Genomic DNA, 15,667 nt, shown 5'->3' with positions numbered 1-15,667 from the left:
TCATGATAAATGAGTAAAATCAAATGCCTATGTGGTCATGAAAACCCATTTGGCACGGTTCTTTGTGAGCAATGCGGACGTCCTCAGACGGAAGAGGCGAAGAAAAGTAAACTTATCGATATGCGCTATGAAGGATCAGCGAGAAGATCACAAACATATAAACAATCGATTGTTGATAAAATATGGAACTTCTTTTCTAGTGTTAAGGTAGGAATTAATATCATTATTGCCGTCCTTGCGACATCTGCAATTGGCACGATTTTTCCACAGAAGCTATTTGTTCCAGCAACGACTGAGACAGACATCTTAGCATATTACGAAAAGCATTATGGTTATGCAGGAACCCTATATTACAAACTTGGATTCTATGATATGTACAGTAGTTGGTGGTTCATAATACTGATTGGGATGCTTGGCACTTCCATCATCATTGCGAGTGTTGATAGGGTTTTCCCGCTCTATAAGTCATTGAAAGAGCAACGCACGAAACGGCATACTTCTTTTTTGAAGAAGCAAAGGATCTTTGCTGAAGGGACAGTAGCTGATACAAACAGTTCACTTGTAAAAGCAGAGAAGAAGCTTAAAGAACTCCGCTACAATGTGAAGACAGAAGAAGGAGCGCTACTGGCGGAGAAAGGTCGGTTTTCCAGATGGGGTCCGTATGTCAATCATACGGGATTAATCATCTTTCTTTTCGCTGTTCTATTGCGAAGTCTTCCTGGCTTTTATGTCGATGAACAGGTTTGGCTTCGTGAAGGAGAAACGCGTGCCATTCCAGGTGCGCCTGGATATTATTTGAAGAACAATCAGTTCATTATCGAGACTTACTCGAAGGAAGAGGATGCTACATTTGGCCAGGCAATAGATCGAGTTGGGACCATCGTGAAAAACTACCAATCTAATGTCACATTATATAAAGATGCTGAAGGTGGTCTTCCAGGTCAGTCAGAACAGATGGAGTTTGTGAAAGATTATTCAATCATTGTCAATAAGCCACTGAGCTTTGACGGATTCAATGTATATCAAATGGATTACCGTCTTGACGAATTGAAATCGATGACATTTCAATTGATTGAAAAGGAAACGGAAAAGTCATTTGGTGAATTCACTGTCGACCTTCTCAATCCTGAGGGAATATACGGATTAAACGAAGGTGCAATTGTCGAACTGAAAGAGTTCTATCCGGATTATGATGGGATTGAAAACGGAGAACCGGTTTCTAAATCACCAATTCCGAATAACCCAGCATTCATTTTTAAGATGGTAACCCCAACCAAGCCGGAAGGGGAAATTAGTTTTGTTGCTATTCGTCAGACACTTGAGACGGAAGTGAATGATTATAAAGTGAAGTTTGTCAGCGCGGAAACACGCAACATTACCGGACTTGTCGTAAGGAAGGATAAAACTCTATATATATTACTCCTAGGGGGTATTATTTTCATGATTGGGGTCGCCCAAGGCTCTTATTGGAACCATCGGAGAATATGGATTCAACAAGGTGAAGGAAATGAACTTCTCCTTGCAGGTCATACGAATAAAAACTGGTTCGGTTTAAAAAAGGAGCTTGATAAAGTGAAAGTCTATGCTGACTTGCCACAATATGAAGATAGGCAAGACTCCGCGTTTGACAAAGAAGTAATGAAAGGGGACAAGTACTAATGCAATTAGCATCTATAAGTGCAAATTTATTGTTCATTTCATTTATCGCATATCTTGCCGCGACGCTATTCTTCGGCGGTGCGGTAAAAGGTGCGAAAACACAAGAGGCATATGAAAATAATCGATGGGGAAAAATTGCGATTGGAATAACAATAGTAGGTTTCATTACTCATCTAGGTTATTTCATTACACGATGGATTGCTTCTGCTCATGCGCCTGTTAGTAATATGTTCGAATTTATTACCGCATTTGCAATGATGGTTGTTGGCGCGTTCATCTTACTATTTTTCCTTTACAGAACTCCATCACTCGGATTGTTTGCATTGCCGCTTGCTGTTGTGATGATTGGGTACGCGAGTATGTTTCCGAGGGAGCTCACGCCATTAATTCCCGCGTTGCAAACCTACTGGTTGACTATTCATGTAATAACAGCTGCAATTGGTGAGGCTATCCTAGCAATTAGTGCGGTCGCGGGTCTCGTATTTCTGTTGAAAAACGTTGACTTGACGAAAAGATCCAAACAACGCTTTTGGTTGGAATCAGTGATGTTCACTCTTATGCTAGTGGTTGGTTTCATTTTGTCATCTTCGACATTCGCAATCATAGGGTATGAAGCGAAGTTCACCTATATTAATAAAAATGACCAAGCAGCTCAAATAGTATATAATTATCCGCCATTATTTGGGATGAATGAGTATGAATCACTTACTCCAGACAAGATGACGCCACTCGCTGAAATGCCTCCAATCGTTAATGCGAAGACGCTTACGACGTTCGTCTGGTCAGTTGCAACAGGAATCGTCCTTTATTTGTTGCTTAGGCTTATTTTGCGTCGCCCAGTTGCAACATTGTTTCAGCCATTTGCAAAAAAGGCAAATTCTCAAGTTATGGACGAAATTGGTTACAGGTCCGTTCTAATAGGATTCCCGGTTTTTACGCTAGGTGCACTTATTTTCGCGATGATTTGGGCGCATGAAGCATGGTCAAGATTTTGGGGATGGGACCCGAAAGAAGTATGGGCGCTCATTACATGGTTATTCTATGCAGCCTATCTGCATCTACGGCTTTCCCGTGGATGGGAAGGCGAGAAATCAGCCTGGCTTGCGGTAATTGGTTTTATTATTATCATGTTTAACTTAATAGCTGTGAACTTGATTATCGCAGGCTTGCATTCATACGCATGATTCTGAAAAATTGGGAGGAGGGGGGCTGATATATGGTTAATCTACTGATAATAAATCCTGTGGCATTATCTATAGGGCACAAAGAGGAATCCCGGTCCTTTTCTCCTTTGTTTTAAAACTAAAATTCCGGTGTGTATGACATAACACACCGGAATTTTTTATTGGAAATCTATTTCATTTGTAAGTTCAGGAAAATCGATAAACGGATTTCGGTTTCCCTGAATCTCAAAAATAGCTTTATTTCTATGTTTCTCGTAGACGTTTACTGGAAATTGTTCATGCCACCGTACCAATAAAGGGAGGTTAATATTTTTTTTATAATACTTTAAGATCTTTGCTGGATATCGCAGCAAGAAATAAAGGGTTGCACGAGCAACAGGTCCTTTTCCATACTCAGGTTCAAATCGATTGATATCAAACAAGCCGCAGTGACTACGGAGTCTTACCAGGGTTGCATTTGAATCGAATTCATAGTAGGGAAAGTTAGACCGTGTACTATTACATTCTGGTTCACAAGCAAAGAGGTGATGTAAATCTCCCTTCATTGGTTCTCTGGCTCCAAACCATGATTGTGGAACAACGTGTTCAGCATTGAATTTATTCTGATTCGCAACTCTTCTGACTTGCCTACCGATTTCTTTGCGGGAGTACCTTTGCTTAATAACAAGTTTTCGGTACTGTTCAAACCGTTTTTGAACGGTATTGAAATCTTCTTTAATGACTTCTATTGGGTTTTTTTGTATACCCGAATAAATGTTTTTTAGTTGGCCGTCCGGTTGAAGATCTACCCATGTGTAAAGGTACTGGTCCTTACTTACATGATATGGATGCTTATATTTGTGTGTCTCGGATACAAGATTACGTAGATCATGGAATAATTGTCTAGTCGATTCTTTGAATGAGATTTGGCAGTAATAATGCTCGATCCATGATTGGTCCTGATCCTGGTTATAATATAATTCAAGCTTTGATGTAATACTTTGTTGGTTTTTTATTAATTGTGCTACGAGGACATCTGAATCGCATTCCTTCATGCATTCTAATTCTTCCAGTTCTTTTTGAATTAGATCTTTATTATCCATGATTTCCACCTTTGAATCGCTTTTAGTCGTCACAGTTTCAGAAGTCTTGCATTAATTGCTACAATGACAGTACTTAAAGACATTAATATTGCTCCAACAGCTGGGCTTAGAACAATGCCGATAGGATAGAGAACACCAGCTGCTAATGGGATTGCGACGATATTATAACCAGCAGCCCACCATAAGTTTTGTGTCATTTTACGATAGGTAGCCCTTGAAAGTTTGATAATATTGACAACATCAAGTGGATTACTTTTCACAAGAACGACATCGGCGGTTTCGATGGCTACATCGGTTCCTGCACCTACAGCAATGCCTAGATCTGCTTTTGCAAGAGCAGGCGCATCGTTTACTCCGTCTCCAGTCATCGCGGTGCGAAGTTGTTCAACTTGTTGGATATGCTCTATCTTTTCGGATTTCTCGTGTGGAAGTACTTCAGCGAAAATTTCCTCCATTCCAAGTTGCTCACCAACATAATGTGCAACTTTTACATTATCGCCTGTAAGCATGATTGATTTGACTTTCATTTCTTTTAGTATATTTATTGCATCTGTGGCTGTCTCACGGACGATATCCGCAAGGGCGATCATCCCCGCAAGTTTCTTGTCAATCAACGTGAATACTACCGTTTTTCCTTCCGAAGACCACTTATCGAATTGAACGTTATCAAATTTTAGGTTCAGCTCTTTCACATAACCAGGACTGACGACCATAACTTGTTTTCCATCTACTATTCCTTCAAGCCCTTTTCCGGTTAGAGATTGGAAGTTTTCGACTCGTTGAAGGGGGATGCCCATTTCTTCTGCTTTCCTAGTCACACCTTTCGCAAGAGGGTGTTGAGATTGAGCCTCTACTGCGGCTGCATAGGAAATGACATCTTCTTCACTGAAGTTTCCAAATGTATAGATGTTGGTTACACCGAACTCACCTTTTGTCAATGTACCGGTTTTATCGAAAACGACGGCTTCAATATTGCGGGCACCTTCAAAAGCAGCCCGATTTCGGATAAGAAGTCCATTTTTAGCCGCGATGGATGTTGAAACTGCCACAACCAACGGAGCTGCCAATCCTAAAGCATGTGGACAAGCAATGATCAGCACTGTCACCATTCTTTCCATTGCAAATGAAACGGGATAACCAAGGAAAATCCAAATAATGAACGTGATCATGCCTGCTGCCAGCGCACCGTAAAACAACCACTTTGCAGCACGGTTGGCAAGGTCTTGAGCTCGTGATTTGGATTCTTGTGCTTCCTTTACTAAAGTGATTACTTGTGAAAGATACGTTTCACTACCGGTTTTCATGACAGAAATGACAAGGGAACCTTCCCCGTTAATAGATCCACCAATCGCCTCGAGTCCAGCTTCTTTTTCTACAGGAACCGATTCACCTGTAAGCATCGACTCGTCAATCGTCGATTTCCCTTCAAGTATCTTTCCATCAACCGGCACCTTTTCACCAGGTTTGACGAGTACATGATCCCCTTTTTTTAACTCCGTAACGTCGACCTCTTTAATGTTTCCGTCAGCATCGATTAAATGTGCCTCGGAAGGCATCAACTTTGCCAGCTCTTCCAAAGCTTTAGACGCACCCATGACGGAACGCATTTCAATCCAATGACCAAGAAGCATAATATCGACTAGAGTAGCCAATTCCCAGAAAAAATCATTTTCCGCAAAGCCGAAAACAGCTGCTGTACTATAAACATAGGCCACTGTAATCGCCAATGTAATTAACGTCATCATTCCGGGGATTTTGCTTTTTATCTCATCCTTGGCTCCGACAAGAAATGGCCAGCCACCATAAAAGAATACAAAGGTAGATAAGGCGAAGAGAATATACATATCCCCAGTAAAACGCCAGTCTACGTTCAAAAACATTTGAATCATTGGTGACAAAATTAAAATTGGGATCGTTATAATTAACGAAATGTAGAAACGCCTTTTGAAATCTTCTACCATATGTGCATGGTGATCATGATGCCCGTGATGATCTTCGTGGGAAAGTTGGGTATGTTGATCATGCTTTTGCTCTCGTGCAGTTTGTTTCTCCGATTTGTGGTGATGATGTGAATGGTTTGACACACCATTACCTCCTCTCGTACGTCTTATTTTAGGTATGTGTTAATTATACCCATTAATTATGCATGGATTATGCATTATTAGCAATTCACCATACTATTCTTTAAATCTATCTACACAACATTCATTTAGTTCACGGATTCGACATACCCTTGTAAGGTATATATCCGTTTAAAAGTGATTAAGTATGTTGTTATTTGATAAAAAGGGTGAGGAATCTATGAGTTTTTATCATTTTTTTGTACTAAGTTCACTAGGCTTATTAACGTTCATAGTCGTACTATGGACTAGAACATTGAAAAAGGTGCTAGCGACAATGCAAGGAATGGTTATTTCAATGTTCTTTGGGATGAATGTTGGTTTGACCGCCGGTGTGCTACTAGGTGTAACTTATCAAGGCAATCTATTTCTATCAACAATCCTCTCGATGGCGATTGGTATTTTAGCAGGCTCATTATGTGGATTGTGTTTTGGGCTTCTCTCTGTATTAGAGGGATTTATGGCTGGGTTAATGGGCGGCATGATGGGGGCGATGGTAGGAGAGATGATTCGTGCAGATCAATCGATCAGTTTGGTTCAGATTTTCTTATTTTTATCCGTCAGTACACTTTTTATTATCCCTATTTTAGCAACACCAAAAGGTTCAAAAGTGAAATCGAAAAAATGGATTTTAAAGCCGTTGACGTTGGCCGCTATTATAATCATATTGATGATAAGTGGAGATTCAATTGCAATGAGATTTGAAGATCAAAAAGCAGTGCTAACCAAGCCGAACGAATAATTTGGACCTATGGATAGAGAGATGATAAATGAACTTGTTGAGAATCTTAATTAGTAGCTGTTAATAAATATGATAATTTGCATATGACAAAAACGCCTAGATGAAATTTATTCTAGGCGTTTTTTGATGAATAAAAAATGATAGACTCAATCCTATATTTCTGCATTGTTAATCCTTAAAAAATCCTAAGATTAGTAATGTGAATGTCATGTTATTGTAAAGCGGAATTCATATTCATTGTGCTAAAGTTAACCTAGAAATAGAACAGATCAATAAATATAGAAAAAACAGTTGGGGTGCAAAATGAAAATACGTGTTTACCAGTTTGTAATGGTTGTGTTTCTTATGAGTACGATACAATTTATGTCTCTAAATAAAGTCAGCGCTGCAAATTCAAATGAGATAGCATCTTATGCCGAAAAGTTTTATGGTACGCCTTATAAATTTGGAGGTACAACACCCTCTGGATTTGACTGTTCCGGGTATATACGGTATGTCTTTAACGAGTTTAACATCAGTTTGCCAAGAACATCCGCAGATCAGTTCAGAGTCGGTACATCAGTAAGTAAGGAAAATCTGATGCCTGGGGATCTTGTGTTTTTTGCAAATACGTATAAAAAAGGCATTTCCCATACAGGAATCTATTTAGGGAATAACGAATTTATCTCAGCTAAAAGCCATGGGGTACTTAAAGCCAATTTGAAGACAGATCCTTATTGGGCACCTAAGTATGTCGGTGCAAAACGTGTAGCGAATATTACTAAAGTAGCTTTTGACCATGTGCAGTTGACATCAGCTGAACAGATGAGTGAAGTATTTAGAGATCTATCGATAGAGCATCCTGCTTTTGAGGCAATCATTGCATTAAACGAAATCGGCGTTATAAAGGGTTATGAAGATTCTACATTCAGACCAGAAAAGTCAATTACACGTGGACAAGCGGCAGCAATGATAAATCGTGAGCTTAAGCTGGAAGCATCAACCGAAGTCACATTTAAAGATGTTGCGCCGGATCACCAATTTGCAGCGGATATCGCTGCTTTGAATGAAGCGGGAATCCTCCAAGGTTATGAAACAGGCGAATTTGGTATTAACGACAAACTTACACGTGCACATCTTGCAGCCATTGTTGATCGAGCATTTAATCTTGAAAGTCAAATGAATGGGGAAGTGCAAGGCGTATCTAATTATAACGATGTACCAAAAAGTCACTGGGCCTTCGGGGCAATTCTTGCTTTAAAGACATTGGATCAGACAACAGTGTTTCAAACAAAAACCTTTAACATCGGGAAAGAAGCGACACGTGCAGAATTCTCGGCTGCAGTATACAGTGTGATTGCGGGGAGATAATATCATAATTTCAAAGCAATGGCACCCGTCTTGTAGAAGGATGGGTGCCTTTATCTTATTTAATTCTATTACGAGCGGTTTTCTAGATGTAGGTAATTTGAGTGAACTTCGAATTGCTTGTTGATAGGATGTTAAGTAATAATGATATTGGATGTTTAATTGAATAAGTACAAATGTAAAGGGGTACATCATGAAGGACAATAAAATAAAAATCGCTGTTAATGGTGGTATCAATTTTGGGGCAAAGCTTACTGCTAGACAACTTCTAGTATTGGCCAAACATTTAGGAGATGATGAGGAGCTTGAATTAACTACTTTTCAACAACTATACGTTGAGATACCTGAAGAGAAAAAAGAAGAAGTCATTGCAGAGTTACAAGAAGCTGGACTTCATTGTTATCCAGTCGGGAATTATGTTAAAAGTTTACGAACATGTAATTTTTGCAAAGGATCTGAAGAAGAAGGAATGCCAGTTGCGATTGAATTGAACAAGAGAATAGCAGGAATCCCAGTCCCATTCACAGTAAGACCTGCTTATACGGGTTGTCCCGTTGGATGTGGAGAACCGCTCATGAATGATATCGGTGTTATGAAGATAAGGGATACATATAGTCTTTATATCGGTGGAAAGTCAAAAGGAAAAGACGCTGCAGTAGGTCATTTATTCATGGATAGTCTAACGTCGGAAGAATTGTATTTAGTTGTTGAAAGGTTGATTGGCTTTTATAGCGAGCAAGGAAAAAAGAGGGAACAATTTTACAAGTTTGTAAGCCGGGTTGGAAGTGAAGCGTTACTTGAGTGCGTACAAAGCCCTTCATGACTCCTTTTATGAGTCATGAAGGGCTTTAAAGGTTTTGTACAATATTTAATACGATGTTTTCATCAGTTTTTGCAAATTTTATGCACTATTTATGACGGTTTTCGAACATTACGATTACGTGCAAAGTATTTTCATATCTTCTTGTTATGCTGAAAATGAGAGTGTAAATAGAGAGGAGATATCATAGATGGGAATAAAGATAAAGCTTGCTGCAATGGTGATTAGTGTAGCGGTTATTAGCGGTTGTAGCAGCGGCTCACTGCCTACAGAGAAAATGAATCATGACATGATGGAGATGGGCAATTCGGCTATGCGTAACATGATGAAGGGGCATATGAGTCATGATACGGTAGTCATGTTAAATGACTCAACAGGCGAAAATGAATTGAAAATCCCTTCTATCCTCGAGAGTGAAACTGAGAATGGAATTGTATACACAGTACGTGCACAAAAAGGAAAGACCGAAATATTTGATGGGACTGAAACGGAAACGTATGGATACAACGGATCGTTTTTAGGACCGATGCTCCGTTTCGAAGAAGGTGACAAAGTTAAAATTAGAACGATAAATGAACTGGATGAAGAGACTACATTTCACTGGCATGGGCTTGAAGTATCTGCAGATGCAGACGGCGGTCCCCATGATTCTCTGAAACCAGGAGAGGAAAAAGTAATTGAATTTGAAGTGACACAAGAGGCAGCTACTTTATGGTTTCATCCGCATCCTCTTGGGAAAACATCCGAACAGGTATATAAAGGACTTGCAGGTTTGATTTATATTGAAGATGATAATTCGAAAAGTCTTGAATTGCCAAGTGTTTATGGTGAGAATGATATCCCCTTAGTTTTTCAAGATAGGATATTCGATGATAAAAAACAATTGAATTACAGATCAGCGATGAATGAGGATGGAACAATCGGCAATACGTTATTGATTAACGGTACATTGAATCCCAAGTTGACTGTAAATAAGGAGAAAGTCCGTCTACGTTTATTAAATGGATCGAATGCAAGGAATTTCACATTTAAATTAAATACAGGGGATTCTTTTGTTCAAATTGCAACGGATGGCGGTTTCTTGAATGAACCGGTTACTTTACAAGAGGTGACATTGACACCAGCAGAGAGAGCTGAAATTGTTATTGATTTCTCACGGATTAATACAACAGATGAAGTGGCATTAATAAATGAAGATGGGTCTGTGCTTTTACCATTTAGGGTTTCTAATCAAAGTGGGGCGATAAGTAGAATTCCGGGGGTAATGAATGATTTTTCATTAACAGATGAAGAAATGGATTTGCCGGTCACTAAGAAGGTGGAACTCTTTGGGATGATGCATATGGTAACGATAAATGGAAAGAAGTTTAATCCGGAAAGAATCGACTTCACACAAGAGCAAGGGGTTACGGAAGTATGGGAAATTTACAATAAACCCGACATGATGGGCGGAATGACTCATCCATTCCACATTCACGGAGCGCAATATAAAATAATCTCCAGGAATGAAGAAGCACCACCAGAAAATGAACGTGGATGGAAGGACAGTATTTCGGTATCACCCGATGAGACGGTAAAAATAGCGATACAATTTAAGCATAAGGGTGTGTATATGTTCCATTGTCATATTCTTGAACATGAAGACAACGGCATGATGGGACAAATAAGGGTAGAGTAACAAAATCCAATAAATGTATTAAGGTCAGTGGGAAAACAGCCAGCGTGTTTGCGTTCACGCTGGCTGTTTATAGTGCTCTAATTCTATTATAGGTAGTTAAATAATGCATCCGAAAATTAAGAAGTACCCTCGATTTTGATTTCAGAAGGGGGAGACATCGTTAAAATTTCAGCTCGACTGGGACATGCGAGCCCTAAAATTACATTGGAGTCCGGGTCTCGCTTCGTTAATTACTACTCCTTAATCTTTAAAAGACGAAGTGCATTTAATATTACGATCAGCGCAGCACCGGTGTCACTTAATACAGCAATCCATAAGGTTAACCAACCAGGGAAGATAAATAGTAAAGCTACTGCTTTTACGATTAAAGAAAACCATATATTTTGTTTGATAATCGTCAAAGCCTTTCGACTCAACTTCATTGTATGGGGTAGTTTTTCTAAGTTATCAGCCATTAAAACAATATCCGCAGTTTCCATTGCCGTATCTGTACCAGCGCCGCCCATCGCTATACCAAGGTCAGCAGTCGCTAATGCAGGGGCATCGTTTATTCCATCACCAACCATGGCCACACGATAGCCTTCTTCTTGCAATTGTTTGATCGCATTTACTTTTTCTTCTGGTAATAGTTCATAGAAATATCGGTTCACACCAGCTTCTGAAGCGATTGCTTTGGCTGTTCCTTCGTTATCACCTGTTAGCATTACAACTTGCTTTACGCCTATTTTTCCTAGATTTGAGATTGCCACTTTAGTTGTCTTTCGAATCGTGTCCGAAACGCAGATTACTCCTAAAATGTTTTCGGTTGTACCTATGATAATAATGGTTTTCCCCTCATCTTGCAGGCTTAGAATTTGTTCTAGGTGATTATCAATAGGGGAGCCGATCTCTTCAAACAGTCTTATGTTTCCTGCAGAGTAGGTAAGATCACCGATTGTTGCTTGAACTCCCTTTCCAGCAAGGTTCTTAAAATTCGTACCACTTTTTGCTTGAATGCTTTTATCTTCCGCGTAATTTACTACGGTTTTAGCAATGGGATGTGTGGAATATTCCTCTAACGTTCGAGCGATCGATAACATGTTTTCTTCTGAATCATTGAAGACCACAACATCAGTAACTTTTGGTTTTCCTTCAGTGAGTGTTCCGGTTTTGTCAAAGGCGATGGCATTAATAGATCCAGCATTTTCTAAGAATGTTCCACCTTTAATAAGGACACCATTTTTAGCAGCATTACCAAGGGCCGTAACAATCGCAACTGGAGTTGATATAACAAGCGCACAAGGACAAGCAATCACTAACAGCATTAATCCTTTATAAATCCAGTCCTCCCAAGTACCAAAGGCAAATAATGGGGGAATGATTATCACCAAAAGAGCAAGTATGAATACAATTGGTGTATAAATTCGTGCGAATTTATCAATAAACGCTTCCGTAGGAGCCTTTTTTTCTTGGGCCTCTTCAACTAAGTGAATAATTTTCGAAATGGTTGTATCTTCTATTAGTTTCGTTACTTTAACGCTTAGTGATCCATGTTCATTTATGGAACCGGCATACACGAAACTACCTTTGCTTTTGTCAACTGGGATAGATTCTCCGGTTATAGCCGCTTGATTGACACTGGATTCGCCTTCGATCACATCCCCATCTAATGGAATTCTATCCCCGGGCTTCACTACAATCACGTCATTAATTGATACATCTTCAACAGGCTTTTTGATTAATTCGTTTCCAATTTTAACCCAAGCTTCTGGAGGGGTTAACTCCATCAGACCGCGAATCGATTTTCTAGTTTTTTCAATGGCGCGATTTTGCAAATTAAGCCCTAAAGAAAACAGCCAAACAACCGTGGCTCCCTCAAGCCATTCGCCTAGAAAGGCAGCTCCGATTGCAGCAGCTGACATGAGTACATTCATGTCTAACGAACGGCTTCTAATCGCATAATAAGCACTCTTCACAGGTTTATACCCGCTTACAATCATTGCAACAGCGTACATTGTTATCGTTAAAAAAGGAGATATCACTGTGTAAGAGCCGATAAAGCCTAGCGCAATTAATATACCTGAAAAAATCACAGCCCCATTGTGATTACTTGAACGAGCAGGGGAGTGAGTCTGTTTATCGGTAGTGATGAGGGACGCTTTAAATCCAGCTTTAGATACTTCTTTAATAATTTCTTCCGTGCTATTTTCATGTTCAATTTTCATTTTGCCTGTTGAAAAATTCACCTGAACATGTTTGACAGTAGGAAGATTATTCAAGTGGTTTTCAATTGTTAAAGCACATGATCCACAATCCATGCCTTCAATAAAGTAGTTTTTTAAATTATTATTTACATTTATAGGTTCAACTTCAAAACCGAGTTTCTTCATTTGTTTTTGGATGGATTCATATTCAAGTTCTTCAGTTGAACTAACCTGCATTTTCCCTGTACTGTAATTCACATTCACTCCATTGATGTTTCTTTGGTTGCTTAAACTTTTTTCAATTGTTACCGCACAGGCTGGACAATCCATTCCATAAACTCGAAACTCCTCTATTATCCCCTCATCAATGTTTTCGTTAAGTAGACCATGAGTATTTCCCAAACTACTACAACAATCGATTTCAATACTCGGACCCTTATCGGTTTCCTTGCTGCTGCAGCAAGTAGTTATTTTTGTATTTTCTTCCTTAATCATGGATGGCGTATTACAACATTCGTCTTTGACTACTGTATTTATGGTGTTACTACTGCAGCAGGTTGTTTGTTCCTCTACTTTGGGGGATTCTATTTTGGTCGAACAGCATTTTTTATCCATTTTTTAAGCACACCTTAACTTATATGATTTTTACAACAAGCAACATTGTCTTCAATCTGACTAAGTACATTATCAAATGTGTCTAGCAACTCTTTAATTTGCTGATTTCGCAATCCGTAGTAGACGTATTTTCCCTCTTGTCTCCCTTCAATGATCCCACATCCTCTGAGACAGGCTAAGTGCTGGGAAATATTTGACTGGTTGCCTTCAATACTTTCAACAATTTGTGATACAGTCTTTTCCTCATATTTGATGCAATCTAAGATTTGAACCCTTGTTTTATCTCCGAATGCACGTAAAAACTTCACTTTAACTTCTAAATCTGTCTGAATCATATTATCACTCCTAATATATTAGACAACACTAATATGTTTTGTTACTATCATATTAGCAATGACTAATATGTGTGTCAATTTTATGTCCTTATCTACAGATGGTGTAAATTGACATTGTCACTACAGATTTTGAAAGGAAATGAAGAAAGGAAATGAAGAGGATTATTAGCGTTACATTGATTTTGTTGTTTGCTTTTGCAACTAACGTCTCTGCGCATACGGGCTTAACTAGTACCTCACCAGCTGATGGGGAAGTTTTAGTTGAAGACATTTATGAAATTGTATTGGAATTTGATACGAAAATTGAATCGACGAGTACAGTGAAAGTCTTCAATGAGAAGAACGAAGAATTAGTCAGTAATGCGCAAGTGAATGACAATGTGATGACAAGCGGTTTCATGGAACCTTTAGATAATGGTACATATACAGTGAAATGGAAGATTATTGGTGCAGATGGCCACCCGATGCAGGGAACTTATTCATTCATGGTTAGCCAAGACGAATTACAAGAATCTATAGAATCTGAAGAAACCAAAGAAACACCTGTTGCACCTACAGAAGAACCACCGGAGCAGCCAGTTGATGTTTCTTCGAAAATAGCTTCAAATGATGTTCTAGTTGTAATTCTTGTCATTTTATTCACTTTGGCCGGTGGCTTTTTTGGCTGGATCATAGGAAGAAGGCAAAAATAAATGATTTGGATTTATATCTCGGAAAGTTTATTGTATCTGTGTTTTTCGTTATTGATGGGCGCATTTATCATTCAATTCATCCCGGTACGGTTGAAACCTACTATTCATATTCCAAAGCGATTAATTCAATTGTCGGTATTGGGAATAGTGCTATTTTCGGTTGCTCCAGTGATAAGGGTAATCTTATTTCTTTACGAAGATATTGGGTTGATTACTACGATGGAAAGCGTTCTTGGAGGATTTGAGGTAGGGAAGGCTTGGAATCTCACGGTCATACTTGCAATTTTCTTTTATCTTTTTGTTTCGTTGTTCCCGGTTTTGAAAAGCAAAGTGCTATCCGGTATTGCTCTCGCTTTCACTCTCGTCCTGCTTTTGGCATTGGGATGGGCAAGTCACGCAGCTTCGCTTACCGAATGGAGTGGGTTCGTTTTCCATTCATTACACTTTTTAGCTGTCACGGTGTGGATCGGAATCCTCCTTATCGTCGGTTGGTGTTCAAAAGACCGAGTGAATTGGCTTTCTTACTTAAAATGGTTTACCCCTTTGGCAATCGTATGTTTTCTTACAATAGCAGGAACCGGGCTATTCCTTATGACATTGGTCATTGATGTGAACGAATACGCGGACGCCTGGACGGTACCGTTTGGACAAGTTTTATTGATGAAGCACCTGACGATCATTCCAGTACTATTTTTTGCTTTTATAAATGGATTTTGGATCAGGCGCAAACTGAGACGGCAAGAGCAAATCAACCCAATACCTTGGTTGAAGCTCGAAAGCATTCTTCTGTTCTTTACGTTTGTTTCGACGGGTGTGCTTGGACAACAGGAGCCTCCGCATAGTATTGAGATCACACTCGCGGGTAGTGGCCCTTCAGCTATCTTCGATTATTTCTATTCAGGGGTTATTGATCCTTCCATGAGTTTGCAATTCGGGTTGAATACAATAAATATATTGTTTTTTATCGTAGCGATTATTTTCATGTGGCTAATCATGTACAGCTTTAGGAAAAAGACGACTGAAGTAGTTCCATTTTTCATGGGAATGTTCTGTGTACTTTCTCTATATTTCGGGATAATGGCTAGCATTCAATAAACGGAGAATACAGGTAGTAAATCCAAGCAGCAAAGATACCGCATGGATTGTCGCATTAGTTGCCATGTTCGGAAGTCTGTACTTCAGTGAGATCAACCAAAGAAGTCAATTAAGT

General features: G+C 39.3%; 12 protein-coding genes. 8 read left to right on the top strand and 4 right to left on the bottom strand.

From position 1 onward, the window contains the following. Positions 1-9 precede the first annotated feature (9 nt). Together resB and ccsB are read left to right on the top strand one after the other, a co-directional pair. Positions 10-1,659 carry a cytochrome c biogenesis protein ResB gene (gene resB, locus QM454_RS16040; RefSeq protein ID WP_432359791.1) on the top strand — a complete coding sequence of 550 codons (1,650 nt, stop codon included), beginning with the start codon at positions 10-12 and terminating at the stop codon, positions 1,657-1,659. After that, positions 1,659-2,843 carry a c-type cytochrome biogenesis protein CcsB gene (ccsB, locus tag QM454_RS16035; protein ID WP_432359789.1) on the top strand — a complete coding sequence of 395 codons (1,185 nt, stop codon included), beginning with the start codon at positions 1,659-1,661 and terminating at the stop codon, positions 2,841-2,843. Before resB ends, ccsB begins: the two co-directional genes overlap by 1 nt. Before the next feature lie 158 nt (positions 2,844-3,001). Here the strand turns inward: ccsB and QM454_RS16030 are convergent, their stop codons facing one another. Together QM454_RS16030 and QM454_RS16025 are read right to left on the bottom strand one after the other, a co-directional pair. Then, a complete protein-coding gene (locus QM454_RS16030; RefSeq protein ID WP_432359786.1) occupies positions 3,002-3,925 on the bottom strand; it encodes an endonuclease I family protein in 924 nt (307 codons plus the stop codon). Between the two features lie 29 nt (positions 3,926-3,954). After that, entirely contained in the window at positions 3,955-6,009 is a 2,055-nt protein-coding gene (locus tag QM454_RS16025) for a copper-translocating P-type ATPase (RefSeq protein WP_432359783.1), read from the bottom strand. A gap of 217 nt (positions 6,010-6,226) precedes the next feature. On the opposite strand from QM454_RS16025, the gene QM454_RS16020 reads away from it, so the two are divergent. The 4 genes from QM454_RS16020 to QM454_RS16005 all read left to right on the top strand — a co-directional run bounded on the left by QM454_RS16020 (position 6,227) and on the right by QM454_RS16005 (position 10,632). Further along, complete coding sequence (locus tag QM454_RS16020; protein ID WP_432359781.1) at positions 6,227-6,787, top strand: hypothetical protein; 561 nt, start codon at positions 6,227-6,229, stop codon at positions 6,785-6,787. A gap of 303 nt (positions 6,788-7,090) precedes the next feature. Next, entirely contained in the window at positions 7,091-8,137 is a 1,047-nt protein-coding gene (locus QM454_RS16015) for an NlpC/P60 family protein (RefSeq protein WP_432359778.1), read from the top strand. A 190-nt stretch (positions 8,138-8,327) separates the two neighbouring features. Next, positions 8,328-8,957, top strand: coding sequence for a nitrite reductase (locus tag QM454_RS16010; RefSeq protein ID WP_432359776.1), 630 nt, complete (start codon positions 8,328-8,330; stop codon positions 8,955-8,957). A gap of 187 nt (positions 8,958-9,144) precedes the next feature. After that, positions 9,145-10,632 carry a multicopper oxidase family protein gene (locus tag QM454_RS16005; RefSeq protein ID WP_432359773.1) on the top strand — a complete coding sequence of 496 codons (1,488 nt, stop codon included), beginning with the start codon at positions 9,145-9,147 and terminating at the stop codon, positions 10,630-10,632. A 233-nt stretch (positions 10,633-10,865) separates the two neighbouring features. Here the strand turns inward: QM454_RS16005 and QM454_RS16000 are convergent, their stop codons facing one another. After that, the gene (locus tag QM454_RS16000; RefSeq protein ID WP_432359770.1) at positions 10,866-13,430 is read right to left on the bottom strand and encodes a heavy metal translocating P-type ATPase; all 2,565 of its coding nucleotides are present in this window, start codon (positions 13,428-13,430) and stop codon (positions 10,866-10,868) included. A gap of 14 nt (positions 13,431-13,444) precedes the next feature. Then, on the bottom strand, positions 13,445-13,765 hold the full coding sequence (locus QM454_RS15995) for an ArsR/SmtB family transcription factor (protein ID WP_432359767.1): 321 nt from the start codon (positions 13,763-13,765) through the stop codon (positions 13,445-13,447). A 152-nt stretch (positions 13,766-13,917) separates the two neighbouring features. Between QM454_RS15995 and QM454_RS15990 the strand changes: the two genes are divergently transcribed. Next, positions 13,918-14,457 (top strand): copper resistance CopC family protein, encoded by a 540-nt coding sequence (locus tag QM454_RS15990; RefSeq protein WP_432359764.1) that lies wholly within the window; start codon positions 13,918-13,920, stop codon positions 14,455-14,457. Continuing rightward, positions 14,458-15,552: a copper resistance D family protein gene (locus tag QM454_RS15985; RefSeq protein WP_432359761.1), complete on the top strand. Its 1,095-nt coding sequence runs from the start codon at positions 14,458-14,460 to the stop codon at positions 15,550-15,552. Positions 15,553-15,667 lie beyond the last annotated feature (115 nt).

Source organism: Sporosarcina sp. UB5, assembly GCF_050859005.1.
In the GTDB taxonomy this organism is placed as follows: Bacteria; Bacillota; Bacilli; order Bacillales_A; family Planococcaceae; genus Sporosarcina.
Note: the sequence above shows the minus strand (reverse complement) of the source record. Positions and strands in the feature narration are given on the sequence as shown.

Coding starts and splice junctions, on each gene's coding strand:
- resB (WP_432359791.1), top strand. CDS start 10: ATGAGTAAAATCAAATGCCTATGTGGTCATGAAAACCCATTTGGCACG.
- ccsB (WP_432359789.1), top strand. CDS start 1,659: ATGCAATTAGCATCTATAAGTGCAAATTTATTGTTCATTTCATTTATC.
- QM454_RS16030 (WP_432359786.1), bottom strand. CDS start 3,925: ATGGATAATAAAGATCTAATTCAAAAAGAACTGGAAGAATTAGAATGC.
- QM454_RS16020 (WP_432359781.1), top strand. CDS start 6,227: ATGAGTTTTTATCATTTTTTTGTACTAAGTTCACTAGGCTTATTAACG.
- QM454_RS16015 (WP_432359778.1), top strand. CDS start 7,091: ATGAAAATACGTGTTTACCAGTTTGTAATGGTTGTGTTTCTTATGAGT.
- QM454_RS16010 (WP_432359776.1), top strand. CDS start 8,328: ATGAAGGACAATAAAATAAAAATCGCTGTTAATGGTGGTATCAATTTT.
- QM454_RS16005 (WP_432359773.1), top strand. CDS start 9,145: ATGGGAATAAAGATAAAGCTTGCTGCAATGGTGATTAGTGTAGCGGTT.
- QM454_RS16000 (WP_432359770.1), bottom strand. CDS start 13,430: ATGGATAAAAAATGCTGTTCGACCAAAATAGAATCCCCCAAAGTAGAG.
- QM454_RS15995 (WP_432359767.1), bottom strand. CDS start 13,765: ATGATTCAGACAGATTTAGAAGTTAAAGTGAAGTTTTTACGTGCATTC.
- QM454_RS15990 (WP_432359764.1), top strand. CDS start 13,918: ATGAAGAGGATTATTAGCGTTACATTGATTTTGTTGTTTGCTTTTGCA.
- QM454_RS15985 (WP_432359761.1), top strand. CDS start 14,458: ATGATTTGGATTTATATCTCGGAAAGTTTATTGTATCTGTGTTTTTCG.